Here is a 20,659-nt window from a genome sequence, read left to right on the forward strand (position 1 = left end):
TGGTCCCCGTACGCCACAAGCTATGAAGCCTTAACTTTGAATAGGAGACACCCGTGTCAGATGCCCAGCAGATCACCCTTCTCGTCGATGGCGAAGAGACCAAGGTGACTACCGGGACAACCGGTGCGGAACTCTTCTTTGAGCGCCGCGACGTTGTTGTGGCCCGCGTCAATGGCGAGCTGAAGGACCTGGACCAGGAACTTCCGGAGGGCGCCGACGTCGAAGGCGTCACCATCGATTCCCCCGACGGGCTGAACGTGCTCCGCCACTCCACCGCCCACGTCATGGCCCAGGCCGTCCAGCAGCTGCGCCCGGACGCTAAGCTCGGAATCGGCCCTTACATCACGGACGGCTTCTACTTCGACTTTGACGTCGCGGAGCCCTTCACCCCCGAGGACCTCAAGACCCTCGAAAAGATGATGCAGAAGATCATCAACCAGAACCAGAAGTTCGTCCGCCGCGTGGTCAACGAGGACGAAGCCCGCGAGGCCATGAAGAACGAGCCCTACAAGCTCGAGCTGCTGGGCAAGAAGAACGAGGCCGCCGAAGCCGGCGAAGGCGTCAACGTCGAAGTCGGCGCAGGCGACATCACCATTTACGACAATGTGGAACGCAAGGAAGGCACCACCGTCTGGTGCGACCTCTGCCGCGGCCCCCACCTGCCCAACACCAAGCTCATCTCGAACGCCTTCGCCCTGACCCGTTCATCCTCCGCCTACTGGCTGGGCAACCAGAAGAACCAGCAGCTGCAGCGGATCTACGGCACGGCGTGGCCCACCAAGGATGCCCTCAAGGCCTACCAGGAGCGGATCGCCGAGGCCGAACGCCGCGACCACCGCAAGCTCGGCTCCGAACTGGACCTGTTCTCGTTCCCGGACGAGCTGGGTTCCGGCCTGCCCGTGTTCCACCCCAAGGGCGGCATCATCCGCAAGGAGATGGAGGACTACTCGCGCCAGCGCCACGTCGAAGCCGGCTACGAGTTCGTCTACACCCCCCACATCACCAAGGGCCACCTGTACGAGGTTTCCGGCCACCTTGACTGGTACAAGGAGGGCATGTTCCCCGCGATGCGCGTCGACGAGGAACTCAATGCCGACGGCACCATCCGCAAGCCGGCGCAGGACTACTACCTGAAGCCGATGAACTGCCCCATGCACAACCTGATCTTCAGGTCCCGCGGGCGCTCCTACCGAGAGCTTCCGCTGCGACTGTTCGAGTTCGGGTCCGTCTACCGGTACGAAAAGTCCGGCGTGGTGCACGGCCTCACCCGGGTGCGCGGCATGACACAGGACGACGCCCACATCTACTGCACCCGCGAGCAGATGAAGGACGAGCTCACCAAGACGCTGAACTTCGTCCTGGGCCTGCTCAAGGACTACGGGCTGAACGACTTCTACCTCGAGCTCTCCACCAAGGACCCCGAAAAGTACGTCGGCGACGACGCCACGTGGGAGGAAGCCACCAGGACCCTCGCCGAGGTGGCCCAGGAGTCAGGGCTGGAACTTGTCCCCGATCCGGGCGGAGCAGCTTTCTACGGTCCCAAGATCTCAGTGCAGGCAAAGGACGCGCTCGGCCGCACCTGGCAGATGTCCACCATCCAGCTGGACTTCAACCTGCCGGAACGCTTCGAACTCGAATTCCAGGCGGCCGACGGCACGCGGCAGCGGCCCGTCATGATCCACCGCGCCCTGTTTGGCTCCATCGAGCGGTTCATGGGCGTGCTCACAGAGCACTACGCCGGAGCCTTCCCCGCCTGGCTGGCCCCCGTCCAGGTGGTGGGCATCCCCGTGGCCGAGACGTTCAACGAGTACATGTTCGACGTCGTCGACCAGCTTAAGGCGGTTGGCATCCGCGCTGAGGTGGACACGTCCTCGGACCGCTTCCCGAAGAAGATCCGTACTGCCAGCAAGGACAAAATTCCCTTTGTCCTGATCGCCGGCGGCGACGACGCCGAAGCCGGTGCCGTGTCCTTCCGCTTCCGTGATGGAAGCCAGGACAACGGCGTGCCGGTTGCAGAGGCAGTCAAGCGGATCACGGAAGCCGTCCGTAACCGGACCAGCTAGGGAACGGAACAGCACCGTGCAGGAGAACACAGGCGCCGGGTATCCAGGTGATGCCGGCGTTACCGACGACTTTGACCTCGCCGGTGTCCCGGACGCCTTCCAGCGCCTGTGGACTCCGCACCGCATGGCCTACATCAAGGGCGGGCAGCACCAGTTCAAGAATGAAGATGACTGCCCCTTCTGCGTGGGGCCCGGCCGGACCGATGAGGACGCACTCATCGTTTACCGCGGGAAGACCTGCTACGTGGTGCTGAACCTCTTTCCCTACAACCCCGGGCACCTGCTGGTGTGCCCCTACCGGCACATCCCGGACTACACGGACCTGACGCTGGACGAGACGGCGGAGTTCGCCGAGCTTACGCAAACGGCCATGCGGGTCCTACGGAAGGTGGCGAATCCGGGCGGCTTCAACCTCGGCATGAACCAGGGCGTGGTGGGCGGCGCCGGGATCGCCGCCCACCTGCACCAGCACATCGTTCCGCGCTGGGGCGGGGACGGGAACTTCTTCCCCATCATTGCCCAGACCAAGGCCATCACCCAGACCCTCGACGAGGTCCGCCAGCAGGTGGCCGACGCCTGGCCCGGGGAGACGGATGCTGAATAGGCACGCCCGCGGTTTTTTCACCGCCCTGTTCACTCCGCTTGCCCGCTGGCTCCTGAAGATTGGTGTTTCGCCCGATGCTGTGACCATCATCGGTACCGCCGGCGTGGTGGTCGGGGCCCTGGTGTTCTACCCGCTGGGGCAACTCTGGTGGGGAACACTCTTCATCACGGCTTTTATCTTTTCCGACGTGCTGGACGGCATCATGGCCAGGATGCAGGACGTCAAGAGCCGCTGGGGAAACTTCCTCGACTCCACCCTCGACCGGATTGCCGACGGCGCGCTCTTCGCGGGGCTGGCCGTGTGGTTCTTCACCGGCGGCGCTGATACCCCCATCGCCGTGGCCGCCATGGTCTGCCTTGTCCTGGGCATGGTGGTTTCCTACGCCAGGGCCAAGGCGGAGTCGCTCGGGTTCACGGCCAATGTGGGGATAGCCGAGCGCGCCGAACGCCTGGTTTCGGTCCTGGTGGTGACCGGGTTCACCGGACTGGGCCTTCCATCGGTGGTGCTGCTGGTGACCCTGGTGCTGCTCGCGCTGGCAAGCTTCGTCACCGTGGTGCAGCGCGTGGTTTCCGTCCGCAGGCAGGCCCAGGCGGAACCGTCACCGGCTGATTAAGCATGATTAAGCCGGCCGGCCGCGGGGGGACTAGTATTAGGACTGCCCGGTCAATGGATCCGGCAAATCCGTGTGTGCACAGTCCGGCACTTGCCGCCTGCACGCCCGGCGAAGGTCATCTATCTACCCATAGGGGTTTTTGTGTCTACACCTGATGTAAGCAGCGAAGCCGGTTCGTCCGCGAACAGCGTCACGGGCAGCAGCCGCGTGAAGCGGGGCATGGCTGAGATGCTCAAGGGCGGCGTCATCATGGACGTCGTCAACGTCGAACAGGCCCGCATCGCCGAAGACGCCGGTGCTGTTGCTGTGATGGCGCTGGAACGCGTTCCGGCCGATATCCGCGCCCAGGGCGGCGTGTCCCGCATGTCCGATCCGGACATGATCGACCAGATCATCGATGCGGTCTCCATTCCGGTCATGGCCAAGGCCCGGATCGGCCACTTCGTCGAAGCCCAGATCCTGCAGTCCCTGGGCGTGGACTACATTGACGAGTCCGAGGTCCTGACCCCGGCTGACTACGTCAACCACATCGACAAGTGGAACTTCACCGTTCCCTTCGTCTGCGGAGCGACCAACCTCGGTGAGGCACTGCGCCGCATCAACGAGGGCGCGGCAATGATCCGGTCCAAGGGCGAGGCCGGCACCGGTGACGTGTCCAACGCCACCGGGCACATGCGCCAGATCCGCTCGGAGATCGCCAAGCTCGCTGCGCTGCCCGAGGACGAACTCTACGTCGCGGCCAAGGAACTGCAGGCCCCGTACGAACTGGTCAAGGAAGTCGCCGCCGCCGGCAAGCTGCCCGTGGTGCTGTTCACCGCCGGCGGCATCGCCACCCCGGCCGACGCCGCCATGATGATGCAGCTCGGCGCGGACGGCGTGTTCGTCGGCTCCGGCATCTTCAAGTCCGGCAACCCCGCCCAGCGCGCGGCCGCCGTCGTGAAGGCCACCACCTTCTACGATGACCCGGACGTCATCGCCAAGGCCTCCCGCGGCCTCGGCGAAGCCATGGTAGGCATCAATGTCGACGAGATCCCCCAGCCGCACCGCCTCGCCGAGCGCGGCTGGTAATTTCTCTTCCTTACGGCAACAAACCGCGACGGCGGCGAGTCACCTTTGCTGGTGACTCGCCGCCGTCGTCGTTGGTTGAGCTTGTCGAAACCTGTCGATTGCTCCGTAACTGTCGTTATCAGGCTTGAAAACGACAGTTACGGAGCAATCGATTCGGACTACTCGAGGCCCCGGCGCTTTAGCAGCGGTTCCAGTCTTGCTTCGCGGCCGCGGAGGGTTCGGAAGGACTCCAGCGGGTCGCGGCTGTTGCCTTGGGACAGCAGCTCCCGGCGGAAGCGTTCGCCGTTGACGCGGGTGAGGCCACCGTTCTCGGTGAACCAGTCCACCGTTTCGGCGTCCAGCACTTCGCTCCAGATATAGGAGTAGTAGCCCGCGGCGTAACCGGCGCCGGCAAAGACGTGCTGGAAGTAGCCCGTCCGGTACCGCGGCGGGATCAGGGGATGGGCAATTCCCGCGGCGGCGAGGGCCTTCGCCTCAAACTCCAGCGCGTCCTCCGGCACATTGCCGGGCTCCAGCACATGCCACGCCAGGTCCAGCAATGCGGCGCCCAAGTATTCGGTGGTGGCGAAGCCTTCACCCCACAGCCGGGATTCGTTGAGCCGCTCCACAACATCCCGGGGAAGCGGCTCGCCCGTGGCGTGGTGCCGGGCATAGTTTGAGAGCACTTCCGGCCACATGATCCACATTTCATTCACCTGCGACGGGTACTCCACGAAGTCGCGGGGCACGGACGTGCCGGAAAACCGCGGATACGTGACGTTGGAGAAGAGACCGTGCAGGGCATGCCCAAATTCGTGGAACGCCGTGCGGAGCTCGTCCAGGGTCAGCAGTGTGGGTTCGCCGGCCGGCGGCTTGGAGATGTTCAGGTTGTTGATGACCACGGGCCGGGTCCCGAGCAGGGCTGACTGGTCCACCAGGGAATTCATCCATGCTCCGCCACGCTTGGACTCCCGGCTGTAGTAGTCGCCCAGGAAGAGGCCCAGCCCGCTGCCGTCCTCGTTGCGGACCTCCCAGACCCGGACGTCCGGGTGGTAGCCGGCCAGGTCCGTCCGCTCATGGAACGTAATGCCGTACAGGGACGTCGCGGCAAAGAACACCCCATCGGTCAGGACCCGGTCCAGCTCAAAGTACGGGCGGAGCGCCTGCTCATCGACGTCGTACTTTTCCCGGCGGACCCTGGCCGAATAGTAGGCCCAGTCCCAGGCCTCCAGCGGATGGCCGGCAACGTCTGCCAGCGCAGCGGCCTCGGTGTCCGCGTTACGGACAGCTGCCGGTGCCAGCCGGTTCAGCATCGACTGGACGGACCCGAAGTCCGGTGCGGTCTGGCGGTCCACCACCAGCTCGGCGTAGTTGGCAAAGCCCAGGAGGGAAGCCTTCTCCGCCCGCAGGCCGGCCATGGACCGTGCCAGATCAAGCACGTCAAGGCTTCCCCCGCTGCTGCCGCGGGCCACCGAAGCTTCAAAAAGACGACGGCGGACGTCCCGGTCCTCGAGCGCTGCCAGGGCCGGCTGATTACCGGGCTGGATGAGTGTGAGAAGGAATTTGCCCTCATGGCCCGCCGCCCGGGCCGCTTCGGCTGCGGCGGCAACATCATCCGCCGGCAGGCCCGCGAGTTCCCCGGCGCTGTCCAGGAGCAAAGCCGCGGACTTCATGCCTTCCTTGACCCGCTGGCCGAATTCGGTACCGAGGCGGGCAAGTTCGGCATTGATCGCCATCAGCCGTTCCCGTCCGGGATCGTCGAGCTGGATGCCGGACTGCCGGAACTCCTTCAGATACTCCTCCACCAGGCGGGCGGACTCGGGGTCACACGCGGACGCATCAACCGCCGAAAACCTCTCGAACAGGGCCCGGTTCAGGAAGATCTCGTCCTGGTGCGCCGAGAACCGGGGTGAATATTCGGTCTCGAGGGTGCGGATCTGCTCCGAAGCATCTGCGGACACCAGCGTGAAGAATGCCGCGGCTGCACACTCCAGGAGCCGCCCGGACCGTTCCATCGCCTCCACTGTGTTGTCGAAGTCTGCCGGTGCCGGATCGTCCACGATCGCCCGGATTTCGGCCAGATGTTCGGCAAGCCCGGCCTCGAGGGCTTCCGAGTAATGCGAGGCATCAATCGCGTCAAAAGGCGGAAGCCCGTACGGCAGGGGACTGGGGACCAGAAGGGGGTTCGTCGTCATGGGGTAAACCTTTCACAGCAAGGCACGCTTCTCAATGTGGGGAAATATCACCCCCCGGGGCGCTGACCTCTTTAGAATGGCGGCTATGGGGACCGTAGCCGGCAAGGCGCCGGGGCGCATCAGCGCCCGCGCCTTGGCGATGTCATTGGCCGGAGCACTGTGGCTGGCCGGTGCGCTGGCAGGCTGCGGGCTGCTCGCCGAGCAGGACGGGACTCCGTCCGCACCGGCGGGTTCCCCCTCCGCCGTAACAGCGCCGGTGGCAGGGGCAGCGTCCGGTACCACCCCGCCAGCCACGCCCACGCCCACTCCCACGCCCGGAAAGGGCCCGGACTGCCCGGTCCTCCGCTGTACGTCCGTGCTGGTCACGGGAGACATGCTGGTCCACGCCGAGCTCTGGCAGCAGGCACAGCAGGACGCCGCTGCCGCCGGCAAGCCAGGCCTGGACTTCGTCCCCCTGCTGGAGGGCCAACGCCGCTACATCAACAACAGCGACCTTGCCATCTGCCACCAGGAGACACCCGTGGCGGTCCCGGAGGGGCCCTTCTCCGCCTACCCATCCTTCAACGTCCCGCCCCACATCATCACAGCCACCAAAGCGGTGGGCTACCAGGCGTGTACCACGGCGAGCAACCACACCATCGACCGCGGCACGGACGGGCTGCTGCGGACCCTCGACGCGCTGGACGCCGCGGGCCTCAAGCACACAGGCTCCTACCGTACGGAAACGGAATCCCAGGGGATTTTGATCCTGCAGACACCAGCCGCAAAAGTGGCTGTCATCCAGGCCACCTATGGGCTCAACGGGCTCATTGCCGAGCACCCCTGGCAGGTGGACATGCTGGACGCGCCGGCCATGATTGCCAAGGCCGAAAAAGCCCGGGCACTGGGTGCGGATATCGTTCTGGGAGCCATGCATGCGGGGGACGAGTACGCCAGCCAACCGAACATGCAGCAGCAGGACGTGGCGCACGCCCTGGTGGACAGCGGGCAGTTCAACCTGATCTACGGGCACCACACCCACTCGGTACTGCCGATCGAAAACTACAAGGGCACCTGGATCGTGTACGGGCTGGGCAACGGCGTCACCGAGCTCTCACCCTGGCATGTGGTCAACAATGAGGGCCTGCTGGTCCGCGCCCAGTTCGGCCAGGATGCTTCCGGCAGGTGGGCTGCCACGGACCTCGCCTGGGCGCCCTCAGTGATGGTCCGCGACCCTTACCGGTGGTGCTCGGTGGCCGCGGACGCGCCGCAAGGACCGTGCGCGGGACCGGAAGCCGACGCCGCAACCCGGCAGCGGACGGTGGCCGTAGTGGAGTCGATGGGCGCGCCGGCCGCCGGCGCGCACGAACTCCTCATCACCCGCGGGCCGTAACAGCTCAGCGTGGCCGGCGCGCCGCGTGCTCCCTCGCCAGTTCAGCGAACCGGTCATCCGGCTGGCCGGGCTCAAACGTTCCGAACTTCCGTTCAGCTGCGGTGCGGATCAGGAAATCGGCAATGGCAGGGTTTTTCGGCAGCAGCGAACCGTGCAGGTAACTGGCCACGATGTTGCGGTAGCGGGCTCCTTCGTGACCGTCGTTGCTGTTGTTGCCGGTCCCCTTGGCCACAGTGCCGAGCGGACGGACCCCGCTGCCGAGTGTCGTCTGGCCGCTGTGGTTTTCGTAGCCGAGGACTTCACCGAACTCGAGTGTCGATACCTTGACGTTTCCGATCAGGCGTTCGTCGGTGCCGTGGGTTTCCACGTCAAGGATGCCGATGCCGGGGATCACGGCGCCTGTGCGGGTCTTGAAAAACCGGCCAAACAGCTGGTACAGCCCGCAGATAACCAGCATGGGAGCGCCGTCCTCCGCCAGGTCCTTGAGAGCGCCAGCCCTTGACTGCAGGTCGTCCTGGATGACCAGCTGGCCGCTGTCCTGGCCGCCGCCGCCCACGATGATGTCCACGTCATCGGGAAAAGGATCACCGACGTTGTATTCGAGCAGTTCGGGAGTGTAGCCGTGCCAGCCGATGCGCCGCTGCAGGACCAGGGCGTTGCCCCAGTCGCCGTAGATGTTCATGTCGCGCGGGTAGAGCTGCACCACCCGGAGGGTGCCCTTGCCCTCAGCCGCGGCGGGTGTTCCAGTGCTCAAGAGACAACCTCCACGGTGGTGATTTTGGACAGTTCACGGCGGATGGCCAACATGGCGGTGTAGGTGCAGAAGATGCGCTTGGGCTTGCCCTGGGCCTCCCGGATGAACGCAGCCAGTGCCGGCGCGATCTCCGGCTGCACCGCGCCGGTAGGGACGTCGTCGTATTGCAGCCGGAGCGCCATGTCATAGGCCCGGGATCCGGTCAGCTGGTCCACGCCCTCCTCGCGGAGGGAGTCGAACTCCACGTCCCACAGCCATGACATGTCGCGGCCGTCGGCGTAATTGTCATTGATGGCGATCATCGTGGCGTAGCCGCCGGCGGGGAAGGACTTGAGGCCCAGCCGGAAACCGCTGGGGTTTTTGACCAGCACCAGGTCCAGGGGCTGGCCGTCCACCGTGAGGCTTTCGCCGCGGCCGAAGGCAGGCGCAACCTGGGACAAGGCCTCCAGCAGGGATTCGTGGTCCGCAGTGGCCGCTCCGCTTCCGCAGATGCTCCGCGCCAGGGTCAGGGCAGCGGCCGCGTTAAAGATGTTGTACACCCCCCGGAGCTTCATCCCGGTGGTGACCGTGACGCCGTCGTACTCAAAGTCGGCGCTGTCCGCGCCAACCTTGCGGAGTACGACGTCGGCGGCGGGCTTTTCCGGAAGCCCCGCCGGGGCGGGGCTTCCGGGGGCAGCGCGCATGTCGTCGTCGTTGGGGAACGTCCCCAGCAGCGAATCGTCCAGGCCGAAGTACCTGACTTCCTGCCCGGTGAGGGTCTCGGCGATCCTGGCCACCCGGGGGTCTTCACGGTTGAGAACAACCGTCCCGGTGGTCTTGGCGGCGATGTGCTGGAGCAGCTGCGCCGTCTTATCGATTTCACCAAACCGGTCCAGCTGGTCGCGAAGGACGTTAAGCAGGAGGCAGTAGCGCGGGGGCACGCTGTTGACGAAGTGGACGGCGTGCGCCTCATCCAGTTCCAGGACCGCGATATCGGCTTTAAGCCTGCCCCGCCAGTCCACCTCGCCCAACAGGGCAGCGGCGACGCCGCGCGTGAAGTTGCTGCCGGTGCGGTTGGTGAAGACCTTGAGACCCTGGCTCTCCAGCAGTTCCACCACCATTTTGGTTGTGGTGGTTTTGCCGTTGGTACCGCTGACGACGGCGACACCGTGGGGGAGGGTGCTGAGCGTCCGCCGCATGAAGCCGGGGTCGATTTTTTCGACCACCAGGCCCGGCAGGGCGGAACCGCCGCCCCGGAGCCGGGACGCCCGGCGGACCAGCTTGCCGAGCGGAACACTGAAGGAAAACATGATTCGAATATATCCCAGCAGCGGCATGCAACCGCCGCCGGGGTCCTTCCCCGACGGGCAGAAGTGCGCGGTCCCCGTATGCTGGATGGATGACAAATTCCCTTTCAGCTGCTTCGGCGCGCCTTGGCGCAGGCCTGCGGATCGGCGTGCTGGCGCTCCAGGGCGATTTCCGCGAGCACCTTCGCGCAGCGGAGGCATCCGGCGCCGAGGGCGTCAGCGTCCGCCGTCCCAAGGAACTGGACGGACTGGACGGACTGATCATTCCCGGCGGCGAATCAACGGCGATCGACAAACTGGCCCGTGCCTTCGACCTGGCGGAACCGCTGCGGGAGCGCATTGCCGAGGGACTGCCCGTCTACGGATCCTGTGCAGGCATGATCCTGCTGGCCTCTGACGTCGCCGACCCCGCCACTGACCTCGCCGGCAATCCGCAGCAGACATTCGGCGGCCTGGATATCACTGTCCGGCGCAACGCCTTCGGCCGCCAGCGTGAGTCCTTCGAGGCGGACCTTGAATTCAAGGGCCTGGATTTCAGCGCCACGGATACGGGCGTCGCCCCGGTCCACGCCGTCTTCATCCGCGGGCCCTGGGTGGAACGGGTTGGCCCGGACGTGGAAGTCCTGGCACAGGTGGAACCGGCCGACCCCGAGCACGCGTCCCACGCTGTCCCGCTGCCCGGGACGGCTAGAATTGTTGCAGTGCGTTCCGGCCACCTGCTGGCCACCTCCTTCCACCCGGAAGTGACTGGCGAAAAACGCGTACACGAACTTTTTATCCGCATGATCAGAGGAGAAGCGTAAAGCATGTCAGGCCACTCCAAATGGGCGACGACCAAGCACAAGAAGGCGATCATTGACAGCCGCCGCGCAAAGTCGTTCGCCAAGCTGATCAAGAACATCGAAGTTGCAGCCCGGATGGGCGGCCCGGACCTCGCGGGCAACCCCGGCCTGGAACTGGCGGTCACCAAGGCGAAGAAGACGTCCGTCCCCAATGACAACATCGACCGCGCCATCAAGCGCGGGGCCGGCCTCACCGGCGAAGTGGTGGACTACACCGAGATCATGTACGAAGCCCGCGGCCCGCAGGGCTCTGCCCTGCTGATCGAGTGCCTGACGGACAACAAGAACCGCGCCGCCTCCGAGGTCCGCCTCGCTATCTCGCGCAACGGCGGCACCATCGCCGATCCCGGCTCCGTCAGCTACCTCTTCACCCGCAAGGGCGTGGTGAACCTGCCGAAGAACGGACTCAGCGAGGACGACGTCCTGATGGCGGTCCTGGATGCCGGCGCCGAGGAAGTCAAGGACAACGGCGACACCTTCGAAATCCACTCCGAGCCGGGCGACCTGCCTGCCATCCGAGAGGCGCTGAAGGAAGCCGGCATCGAATACGACACCGACGAGGTGGAGTTCGTGCCGTCCATGCAGGTGGAGCTGGACGTCGACGGTGCCCGCAAGTTCCTCAAGCTCGCCGATGCCCTTGAGGACCTGGACGACGTGCAGAACGTCTACAGCAACGCCGACCTCACTGACGAAGTCCAGGCCGCCCTGGAATCCGAGTGACGTTTGGCCTTGCCTACTGAAGTCCTGCGCCCGTGACGCTGCGCGTACTGGGCGTGGACCCCGGCCTGACCCGCTGCGGAATCGGTGTGGTGGATGTCGAACGCAACAGGCGGGCCACCATGGTTGCGGTCGGTGTGGTGGGAACCTCCCCGGAAGAGACTCTTGACCAGCGCCTCCTCGTGATCGCCCTGGCCATCGATGAGTGGCTGGACCGCTACGAGCCGCAGGTGCTCGCCGTCGAACGCGTTTTTTCCCAACTCAATGTCAGCACCGTAATGGGTGTGGCCCAGGCGTCCGGGGTGGTGATCGCCGCCGCGGCCCGCCGCGGGATTCCCGTTGCCCTGCACACGCCGTCGGAGGTCAAGGCGGCAGTGACGGGCAGCGGTTCGTCCAACAAGGACGCGGTCACCAAGCTGGTCACCAAGATCCTCCGCCTGGACGCCCCGCCACGCCCCGCCGACGCCGCGGACGCCCTCGCCCTTGCCATCACCCACGCCTGGCGTGCTGGCAGTGGCGCATCCGTAGCAACGACGGGTCCCGGGAGTTCATCGCTCACTCCGGCGCAGCGGGCATGGGCAGAGGCTGAAGCCAAGGCGCGGCGCGCACGCTGAATGTCCCTGCCCCTTGCTAGGGTATTCGTAAATATGTTCGGATAGCCGGCTCGTTACCAGAAGCCCGGCAGACACCAGGAGCCCGGCTTGATCAGTTTCCTCCGCGGAACCGTAGCGCACGTAGGCCTGTCCACGGCCGTGATTGACCTCAACGGTGCCGGGATGAGCGTCTACGCCACCCCGCAGACCCTCAGCGGCCTGCGCACCGGTGAGGAAGGAAAGCTGTTCACCTCCCTGATCGTCCGGGAGGATTCCCTCACCCTTTTTGGTTTCGCCTCCGACGATGAACGCGAAGTGTTCGACGTGCTGCTCAGCGTCAGCGGAGTGGGCCCCAGGCTGGCATTGGCTGTCCTGGCAGTCCATGATCCCGAGGCAATCCGGGTTGCAGCCCACACCGGCGACAGCAAGACCTTCACCAAAGTTCCCGGCATCGGTCCCAAGGTGGCAGGCCGGATCGTGCTGGAACTGGCCGGAAAGCTCGTCCCGCACGGCACCGCCGGTTCGGCGGCGGCGCCCACCGCCGCCGAAGCCGCCTGGAAGCCGCAGGTGGTTGCAGCCATGACCAGCCTCGGCTGGTCTGAAAAGGACGCGTCAACCAGCATTGACAAGGCGTTGGCGGAAGATCCCGAGGTCTCCTTCCGCGGCAACGTCCCGGAGATTCTGCGGACCACCCTGCGCTGGCTCGGCCAGGACGGGGCGCGCGCCGGCAACCGTGTAGGCAGCCGTGGCTGAACCGTCGCTGGTGGCGGCGGGGGAGGAGCCGGAGGAACGTGCCATCGAAGCCGCCCTCCGGCCCAAGAACCTGCACGACTTCGTGGGCCAGCACCGGGTGCGGAAACAGCTCTCGCTGGTTCTGCAGGCATCACGCATGCGGGGCCGCAGCGCAGACCATGTGCTGTTCTCCGGGCCGCCCGGCCTGGGCAAGACCACCCTTGCCATGATTGTCGCGTCCGAGATGAACGCCCCCCTGCGCATCAGCAGCGGTCCCGCCATCCAGCACGCCGGTGACCTCGCGGCCATCCTCTCCTCGCTGTCCGAAGGCGAGGTCCTGTTCCTCGACGAAATCCACCGTATGTCCCGCCCGGCCGAAGAGATGCTCTACATGGCCATGGAGGACTTCCGGGTGGACATCGTGGTGGGCAAGGGCGCCGGCGCCACGGCCATCCCGCTGGAACTGCCCCCGTTCACGCTGGTGGGTGCAACAACCCGTGCCGGGCTGCTTCCCGGGCCGCTGCGCGACAGGTTCGGCTTCACCGGACACCTGGAGTTCTACTCCGTGTCCGAACTGGAGCTCGTCCTGCGCCGCTCGGCCGGGCTGCTGGACCTGAAGGTGAACTCCGCCGGCTTCACCGAAATCGCCGGCCGTTCACGCGGAACGCCCCGTATCGCCAACAGGCTGCTGCGCCGCGTCCGGGACTGGGCGCTGGTCCATGGCATCGAACAAATCGACGCAAGGGCAGCCTCCGCTGCCCTGGACATGTACGAGGTGGACAAGAAGGGGCTGGACCGCCTGGACCGTTCGGTGCTTGAGGCGCTCATCACGAAATTCGGCGGGGGACCAGTGGGGCTTTCCACCCTGGCCATCGCCGTCGGCGAAGAAACCGAAACCGTGGAAACGGTGGCCGAGCCCTTCCTGGTCCGTGAAGGGCTTCTTGGCCGCACCCCGCGGGGCCGGATCGCCATGGCCCCGGCCTGGACGCACCTCGGCTATGCCATCCCGTCCGGTGTCTTCGCACAGGAGCAGCTGGACCTGTTCGACCCCGGGACGGGCAGCGACGAAGCGGCAGGGGATTGGGCTCCGGAAAGCCAATAGCAGGCTCCCTTCAGCTTTTCCCTTTAGACTGGTATGACGCCCGGCACGTTCGGGTCTCTGTTTCGTGGGTGGCACCGGCCCCCTGCGTCGCTGGGGAAGGAACCGGTCAGGCCTCTGCCTGCCTGAGGGTCCTGCCCCGGCCGGAGCGAAGCCGCTGTTGCTGGAAATTCAGCTATCTAAAAATAAAAGGACGGAATTCCCCTTGGATCTAATGTCAATTCTCCTGTTCGTCATGCTCGGCGTGTTCATCTTCATGATGTTCCGCCGCAACAAGAAGACGCAGCAGCAGCAGGCGGAGCTCCAGTCGAAGTTCGCCCCGGGCGTCGACGTTATGACCAGCTTCGGCCTCTTTGGCCGGATCGTGAGCATTGACGAGGCCGAGAACAAGGTCACCCTTGAGCTTTCCCCCGGCAACCTGGCCACCGTGCACCGTCAGGCCGTCACCAAGATCGTGGAGCCGGCCGCAGTACCGGTGCCGGAAGCCGAATCGCCCGCCGTGCCCGACGATGCCTCTTCCCTCACCGTCCAGGACAGCGGAAGCACCGCTGTGCCGGCGGAGACGCCGGACGAAACGCTGAAGCGCCTCAACGACGAGGGCAAAAAGGACATCTAGTCCCGCACCGCTTTTCACCTCTACCGCAGCGGATCACCGCCGGTGCACGCAACAGCAGGCACCGGCGGTTCCTCCGTGAATAAGAGAAAGATCGACAATGGCACGAACTGGCCCCAAGAAACCAGGCCTCAGGGTCCTGGTCTGGCTCGGTGTACTCATCGCCGCGCTGACCGCCGTCCTGGCCGGCGGCACCCTGGCCGGGCAGGCAAGCTGGGCGCCCAAGCTGGCTCTGGACCTCGAAGGTGGAACCCAGATGATCCTGGCGCCGAAGGTCGAGGGCGGTTCGGACATCAACGAAGAGCAGCTCAACCAGGCGGTGGCCATCATCCGCCAAAGGGTTGACGGCTCAGGCGTCGCCGAAGCCGAGATCAGCACCCAGTCCGGGCGCAACGTGGTGGTCAGCCTTCCCGGAACCCCCTCCAGCCAGACCCGCGACCTGATCCAGGCGTCCGCTGACATGAACTTCCGCCCCGTGCTCCTCAACGGAGCCGGTGCGCCGGTCCCCGAGGAGTCCCGGGCGCCCGAAGACCAGCTGCCCAAGCCGACGGCCGAGCCCGCCAACAGCAGCGACATCAACTGGATCACGCCCGAGATCTACCGCCAGTTCGAGACCCTGGACTGCGACAATCCGTCGCAGGACGAGCAGGAACGCTCCGACCCGGCCAAGCCGCTGGTCACCTGTGAACCCGCCACTGACACCACGCCTGCCATCAAGTACATCCTGGGTCCGGTTGAGGTCAAGGGCAGCAACATTGTCACCTCGTCCTTCCAGCTGCAGCAGGGCGCACAGGGAGCCGTCACCAACGACTGGGCAGTCAACATCCAGTTCGACGACGAGGGAACGGCCAAGTTCAAGGAAGTCACCGAACGCCTAAACCAGTTCTACGTGGCCGCCGGCGGGGAATCGGGCACCGACCCCAAGGCCCAGTTCGCCATTGTCCTGGACGACCAGGTCATCTCCGCACCCCGTTCGCTGGCTGTCATCACCGACGGCCGTCCGCAGATCACCGGCGGCTTTACGGAGCAGACGGCCAAAGCACTCTCTGACCAGCTCCGGTTCGGCGCCCTTCCGATCAGCTTCGAAATCCAGAGCGAGCAGCAGATTTCCGCCACCCTGGGTGGCGAACAGCTGCGCATGGGCCTTCTGGCCGGCCTGATCGGGCTCCTGCTGGTGGTGGTCTACTCGCTCTTCCAATACCGGGCGCTGGGCTTCGTCACCATCGCCTCCCTGGTGGTGGCCGGTGTCCTCACCTACCTGGCCATCGCCATCCTCGGCTGGACGGAAAACTACCGCCTGTCCCTGGCCGGCGTCGCCGGCATCATCGTTGCCATCGGCCAGACAGCGGACTCCTTCATCGTCTACTTCGAACGCATCCGCGATGAGCTGCGCGAAGGCCGCGGCCTGGTGTCCGCCGTCGAGAACGGCTGGAAGCGGGCCAAGCGCACCGTGCTTGCCTCCAAGGCAGTCAACCTGCTGGCCGCGCTCGTCCTGTACTTCGTAGCAGTGGGCAACGTCCGCGGGTTCGCCTTCACCCTGGGCCTGACCGCCATCGCCGACCTCATCGTGGTGTTCATGTTCACGCACCCCACGCTGCAGCTGCTGGCCCGCACCAGGTTCTTCGGCGAGGGCCACCCGCTGTCCGGCCTTGATCCCAAGCGCCTCGGGGCCGTGCCGCTGTACCGCGGTGCCGGACGCCTGCGCACCCCCGAGGACAAGCCGTCCGTGGTCCGGGCCAAGAACGCCGGCGCGGCGGCGGAAGCTGAACGCAGGATGACCATCGCGGAACGCCGCCTGGCGGAGAAGCAGGAGCAGCTTGCCGGCTCCTCGAAGACCGCAGCGAAGGAGAACAAGTAATGTCCGGCTTCGCCAACTTCGGTAACGAGCTCTACACCGGAAAGCGTTCCTACAACTTTGTGGGTTCCAAGAAAATCTGGTTCATCATCGCCGCCGTCGCGGTGGCCCTGTCCATCATCATCCCGGTGGCCAAGGGCGGCTTCAACCTCGGCATTGAATTCCGGGGCGGATCCGAGTTCACGGTCTCCAACGTGAAGACCACGGACGCAGCCCTGGGCGAGAAAGCCGTCACGGACGTGGTGGAGGGCAGCGTTCCCCGCGTGGCCAACGTGGCCGGAACCACCATGCGGATCCAGACGGACAAGCTCACGGATGATGAGACACTCCGGATCAAGGAGGGCCTGACCACGGCGTACGGCGTCACCGACAACGAGGTGACCTCGACCTTCGTGGGACCCACCTGGGGCGCCGACGTCACCAAGCAGGCACTGATCGGCCTGGTGATCTTCGTGCTGCTGGCCGCCGTGCTGATGGCACTTTACTTCCGGACCTGGAAGATGTCGCTTTCGGCGATCGCGGGCATGGCGGTGACCATGTTCATCACGGCCGGCGTCTATGCCCTCAGTGACTTCGAAGTGACGCCGTCGGCCATCATCGGCTTCCTCACCGTCCTGAGCTACTCGCTCTACGACACCGTGGTGGTGTTCGATAAGATCCGCGAAAATACGGCAGAACTGGACGCTTCAACGCGCCGCACGTTCGCGGAGGAAGTCAACCTCGCCGTGAACCAGACCCTGGTCCGCTCGATCAACACCATGATGGTGGCCATCCTCCCGGTGGGTGCCATCCTGTTCATCGGTGCAGGCTTGCTGGGTGCGGGTACTCTCCGCGACCTTTCGCTGGCGCTGTTTGTCGGTATCCTCATCGGCACGGCCGCCACGATCTTCGTCGCTGCCCCGATGTACGCCTGGCTGCGGCAGAACGAACCGGACCTTGTCAGGCAGGCCAAGCGCGTGGAGCACCGCCGGGCCAGCACCACGGAGCGGCCCGCTTCGGCTGAACCTGCCCAGGCCTGAACAGGCGCAATCCCACGAACGGGCGCAACACCCCAGGCTGATTGCCTGAAAGCCGGCAAGGGCCGGACACCACAGGTGTCCGGCCCTTGCCTGTTCCTTCGGCACATTTAGGGGCCGGTTATAAAAGTCGCCGCCGCGGGGAATAGACTGAGGTAATTAAGACGGTGGTGAGGGGTGCTTCATTGGAAGAACGTTCGGCGTCGGCGCCAACGGCACAGGGAGACAAGAATCCTGCCGGTGTACAAACCGGGGTTGCGGCATCAGCGCGCCCAGGCTCATTGGTGCCCGTTGACAACTCGGGGTCCCGCCCCACATTCCCCGGACGCAGGGAGCGCACCCGCTCCAGGCTGGCCCGCCTGACCGGGCGCGGCACCGCTACCTATTCGCCCATCCTCGAGCCGCTGCTGAGGACCGTACGGGCCAACAACCCCAAAGAGGACTTCGACCTCATCCAGCGCGCGTTCGACGTCGCGGAGCAGAGCCACCGGGGCCAGAAACGGAAAAGCGGCGATCCGTACATTACCCACCCCGTGGCAGTGGCCACCATCCTCGCCGAGCTGGGGCTCAGCGGAACCACCCTGGCAGCTGCCCTCCTGCACGACACCGTAGAGGACACCCCCTACACCCTCGCTGACCTGAAGCGGGACTTCGGCCCCGAAGTGGCCATGCTGGTTGACGGCGTCACCAAGCTGGACAAGGTCAGCTTCGGCGAGGCCGCCCAGTCCGAAACGGTCCGCAAGATGGTTGTTGCGATGGCCAAGGACATCCGTGTCCTGATGATCAAACTGGCCGACCGGCTGCACAACGCCCGCACCTGGCGCTTCGTCTCGGCCGAATCGTCGGCACGCAAGGCCCGGGAAACCCTGGAGATCTTCGCTCCGCTGGCGCACCGCCTGGGAATGAACACCATCAAGTGGGAGCTGGAGGACCTCTCCTTCGCCGCACTGTACCCCAAGGTGTACGAAGAGATCGTGCGGATGGTGGGGGACAGGACGCCCGAGCGCGAGAAGAGCCTGAGCGTCATCCGCGACCAGATCACCGAGGACCTGCGCACCGCCCGAATCAAGGCCACCATCACGGGACGGCCCAAGCACTACTACTCGATCTACCAAAAGATGATCGTCCGCGACAAGGACTTCGACGACATCAACGACCTCATGGGCGTCCGCGTCCTGGTGGACTCCGTCCGGGACTGCTATGCAGCCCTGGGCACGATGCATTCGCGCTGGAACCCGCTGCCCGGCAGGTTCAAGGACTACATTGCGATGCCCAAGTTCAACATGTACCAGTCGCTGCACACCACGGTAATCGGCCCCGGCGGCAAGCCCGTGGAAATCCAGATCCGGACCCACGAAATGCACCGCCGGGCGGAATACGGTGTGGCAGCACACTGGAAGTACAAGGACCAGCCCAACCGCACCGCCGTGGGCCCCGGCAGCCCCCGTGACGGCGACATGGGCTGGCTTCGCTCCCTGGTGGACTGGCAGCAGGAGACCTCGGATCCGGGCGAGTTCCTGGACTCCCTGCGCTTCGAGATCAACGCCCGCGAGGTGTTCGTCTTCACCCCCAAGGGTGAGGTCATGGCACTTCCGGCCGGCTCCACCCCTGTCGATTTCGCCTATGCGGTCCATACGGAAGTTGGACACCGCACCATCGGCGCCCGCGTCAACGGGAAGCTCGTTCCGCTCAACAGCGAACTGAACCACGGCGACTGGGTGGAAATTTTCACATCCAAGGCCGAAGGCGCCGGGCCCAGCCAGGACTGGCAGCACTTCGTCAAGAGCGCACGTGCCCGGAACAAGATCCGGCAGTGGTTCAGCAAGGAACGCCGCGAAGAGGCGATCGACCGCGGCAAGGAACTCCTGACCCGGGCCATGCGGAAGCAGAACCTTCCGCTGCAGCGCCTGATGACGCACGAGGCCCTGGCAGCGGTTGCCGAAGAATTCAAGTACGTGGACATTTCCGGCCTTTACGCCGGCGTGGGTGACGGCCACACCTCCGCCCAGTCGGTGATGGAGAAGCTCGTCGAAAGCCTCGGCGGCAACGAGAGCGCCGACGACGACATCTCCGAAGTCAGCATCCCCACCCAGGTCACCAAGGCGCGGTTCTCGGATTCCGGTGTGGTGGTCCGTGGCGTCGGCGACGTCTGGGTCAAACTGGCGCGTTGCTGCACCCCTGTCCCGCCCGACCCCATCCTGGGATTCGTGACCCGCGGTTCGGGCGTATCCGTGCACCGGACGGACTGCACCAACATTTCGGACCTGAAGGACCAGCCGGACCGGATTGTTGATGTGGACTGGGCACCCACCCAGTCAAGCGTGTTCCTCGTTGAGATCCAGGTGGAAGCCCTGGACCGCAAGTCTCTGCTGTCCGACGTGACCCGGGTGCTTTCGGAAAACCACGTGAACATCCTTGCCGCCAGCGTCCACACATCGACCGACCGTGTGGCCATCTCAAAGTTCGCCTTCGAGATGGGCGACCCCAAGTATCTGAGCCACGTCCTCAGCGCCGTCCGCCGGATCGACGGTGTCTTTGATGTCTACCGCACCACTGGAAACAAGCGCCGGAGTTAGCCGGGCCAGCTTCTCCAGTGCCGCCCTTTTGTGCGGCACGCGCGGCGACGCCTCGATTGCGAGGACCAGCAGCCGCAGCCGCACGTCCTTCTGCGGACGCGCCAGTAAACGCTCAAGCGTGGGCACGGCGCGCTCGGCATCGACGTGCAGCGCGACGTCCAGCGCCGTCCGCAACGGGCTGGACACCATCAGGCCGCCCAGGCTGACGACGTCGAACGGCCCCAGCTTGACCTCGTGGAGGGTGCAGCCCCTGGTATTGCGCAGGCTCGAGACCCGCCGCTTGGCATCCACCAGCAGTGCAAGACGGTCCGGCTCGGCTGCGCAGCCGTAGATCCAGGCCGCCGTCATGCGGCCCGCCACCACCCGTTGCCTCACTGATGCAGGAACGGCGGACGCGGCAGCCCTTGCCCGCAGCTGCGGGGAGGCCGGCACTTCCGGCAGGGTGTAGCCATGCTGATGGAAGCGGGCAAGCAGTCCGTCCGACGCAAGCGACTGCAGTTCCGGCAAGGCAAAGGGCATGCCCGGCGCATACAGCTCGGGAAAGCGGGGTGCCGCTGTGGAACCGCCCGGCGGCGGGTCAATGCCTGCTGCGGCAGTGGAAGGAACCGATGGTGTCGCCATCCGTCCATCCTGCCGCGAACCCCGTTAACGGGAACAGGCCCGGTTCCGGTTTTGTGGAAAA

The 20,659-nt window shown here is 65.3% G+C and carries 18 protein-coding genes; 14 read left to right on the forward strand and 4 right to left on the reverse strand.

The window, feature by feature from the left end; translation table 11 throughout:
* The first annotated feature begins 53 nt into the window (after window positions 1-53).
* The 4 genes from thrS to pdxS all read left to right on the forward strand — a co-directional run bounded on the left by thrS (window position 54) and on the right by pdxS (window position 4,348).
* Complete coding sequence (gene thrS, locus DXK94_RS16070) at window positions 54-2,063, forward strand: threonine--tRNA ligase (protein ID WP_079596239.1); 2,010 nt, start codon at window positions 54-56, stop codon at window positions 2,061-2,063.
* Window positions 2,064-2,079: 16 nt separating this feature from the next.
* Window positions 2,080-2,667 carry an HIT domain-containing protein gene (locus DXK94_RS16075; protein WP_115525841.1) on the forward strand — a complete coding sequence of 196 codons (588 nt, stop codon included), beginning with the start codon at window positions 2,080-2,082 and terminating at the stop codon, window positions 2,665-2,667.
* Complete coding sequence (gene pgsA, locus DXK94_RS16080; protein ID WP_079596237.1) at window positions 2,657-3,280, forward strand: phosphatidylinositol phosphate synthase; 624 nt, start codon at window positions 2,657-2,659, stop codon at window positions 3,278-3,280. Before DXK94_RS16075 ends, pgsA begins: the two co-directional genes overlap by 11 nt.
* A 141-nt stretch (window positions 3,281-3,421) precedes the next feature.
* A complete protein-coding gene (gene pdxS / locus DXK94_RS16085; RefSeq protein WP_115525730.1) occupies window positions 3,422-4,348 on the forward strand; it encodes a pyridoxal 5'-phosphate synthase lyase subunit PdxS in 927 nt (308 codons plus the stop codon).
* A 158-nt stretch (window positions 4,349-4,506) separates the two neighbouring features.
* Here the strand turns inward: pdxS and DXK94_RS16090 are convergent, their stop codons facing one another.
* Window positions 4,507-6,522: a M3 family metallopeptidase gene (locus tag DXK94_RS16090; protein WP_115525731.1), complete on the reverse strand. Its 2,016-nt coding sequence runs from the start codon at window positions 6,520-6,522 to the stop codon at window positions 4,507-4,509.
* An 85-nt stretch (window positions 6,523-6,607) separates the two neighbouring features.
* Here DXK94_RS16090 and DXK94_RS16095 point away from each other — a divergent pair, with 85 nt between their 5' ends.
* A complete protein-coding gene (locus tag DXK94_RS16095) occupies window positions 6,608-7,894 on the forward strand; it encodes a CapA family protein (protein WP_258868576.1) in 1,287 nt (428 codons plus the stop codon).
* Window positions 7,895-7,898: 4 nt separating this feature from the next.
* Here DXK94_RS16095 and DXK94_RS16100 read toward each other — a convergent pair whose 3' ends face one another.
* The gene (locus DXK94_RS16100; RefSeq protein ID WP_115525732.1) at window positions 7,899-8,648 is read right to left on the reverse strand and encodes a type 1 glutamine amidotransferase; all 750 of its coding nucleotides are present in this window, start codon (window positions 8,646-8,648) and stop codon (window positions 7,899-7,901) included.
* Window positions 8,645-9,937, reverse strand: coding sequence for a Mur ligase family protein (locus DXK94_RS16105; protein ID WP_181884854.1), 1,293 nt, complete (start codon window positions 9,935-9,937; stop codon window positions 8,645-8,647). The genes DXK94_RS16100 and DXK94_RS16105 overlap by 4 nt, the downstream gene beginning before the upstream one ends.
* Window positions 9,938-10,026: 89 nt before the next feature.
* On the opposite strand from DXK94_RS16105, the gene pdxT reads away from it, so the two are divergent.
* The 9 genes from pdxT (at window position 10,027) to DXK94_RS16150 (ending at window position 19,977) form a co-directional block, all read left to right on the forward strand.
* The gene (pdxT, locus tag DXK94_RS16110; RefSeq protein ID WP_115525734.1) at window positions 10,027-10,737 is read left to right on the forward strand and encodes a pyridoxal 5'-phosphate synthase glutaminase subunit PdxT; all 711 of its coding nucleotides are present in this window, start codon (window positions 10,027-10,029) and stop codon (window positions 10,735-10,737) included.
* A gap of 3 nt (window positions 10,738-10,740) precedes the next feature.
* On the forward strand, window positions 10,741-11,496 hold the full coding sequence (locus DXK94_RS16115) for a YebC/PmpR family DNA-binding transcriptional regulator (RefSeq protein ID WP_079596230.1): 756 nt from the start codon (window positions 10,741-10,743) through the stop codon (window positions 11,494-11,496).
* A 32-nt stretch (window positions 11,497-11,528) separates the two neighbouring features.
* Complete coding sequence (gene ruvC, locus DXK94_RS16120) at window positions 11,529-12,107, forward strand: crossover junction endodeoxyribonuclease RuvC (RefSeq protein WP_079596229.1); 579 nt, start codon at window positions 11,529-11,531, stop codon at window positions 12,105-12,107.
* Between the two features lie 87 nt (window positions 12,108-12,194).
* Window positions 12,195-12,839, forward strand: coding sequence for a Holliday junction branch migration protein RuvA (gene ruvA, locus DXK94_RS16125; protein ID WP_115525735.1), 645 nt, complete (start codon window positions 12,195-12,197; stop codon window positions 12,837-12,839).
* Window positions 12,832-13,920, forward strand: coding sequence for a Holliday junction branch migration DNA helicase RuvB (ruvB, locus tag DXK94_RS16130; RefSeq protein WP_079596227.1), 1,089 nt, complete (start codon window positions 12,832-12,834; stop codon window positions 13,918-13,920). Before ruvA ends, ruvB begins: the two co-directional genes overlap by 8 nt.
* A 211-nt stretch (window positions 13,921-14,131) precedes the next feature.
* Window positions 14,132-14,533: a preprotein translocase subunit YajC gene (yajC, locus tag DXK94_RS16135; RefSeq protein WP_079596226.1), complete on the forward strand. Its 402-nt coding sequence runs from the start codon at window positions 14,132-14,134 to the stop codon at window positions 14,531-14,533.
* A 97-nt stretch (window positions 14,534-14,630) separates the two neighbouring features.
* Window positions 14,631-16,388 (forward strand): protein translocase subunit SecD, encoded by a 1,758-nt coding sequence (secD, locus tag DXK94_RS16140; protein ID WP_115525736.1) that lies wholly within the window; start codon window positions 14,631-14,633, stop codon window positions 16,386-16,388.
* Entirely contained in the window at window positions 16,388-17,404 is a 1,017-nt protein-coding gene (gene secF / locus DXK94_RS16145) for a protein translocase subunit SecF (protein ID WP_115525737.1), read from the forward strand. Before secD ends, secF begins: the two co-directional genes overlap by 1 nt.
* Window positions 17,405-17,586: 182 nt before the next feature.
* Window positions 17,587-19,977: a bifunctional (p)ppGpp synthetase/guanosine-3',5'-bis(diphosphate) 3'-pyrophosphohydrolase gene (locus tag DXK94_RS16150; RefSeq protein WP_079596223.1), complete on the forward strand. Its 2,391-nt coding sequence runs from the start codon at window positions 17,587-17,589 to the stop codon at window positions 19,975-19,977.
* Here DXK94_RS16150 and DXK94_RS16155 read toward each other — a convergent pair.
* A complete protein-coding gene (locus tag DXK94_RS16155; protein ID WP_147294392.1) occupies window positions 19,858-20,598 on the reverse strand; it encodes a type IV toxin-antitoxin system AbiEi family antitoxin in 741 nt (246 codons plus the stop codon). The two genes, DXK94_RS16150 and DXK94_RS16155, sit on opposite strands and share 120 nt — an antisense overlap.
* Window positions 20,599-20,659 lie beyond the last annotated feature (61 nt).

This window comes from Arthrobacter sp. RT-1 (assembly GCF_003367205.1).
Taxonomy (GTDB): domain Bacteria; phylum Actinomycetota; class Actinomycetes; order Actinomycetales; family Micrococcaceae; genus Arthrobacter.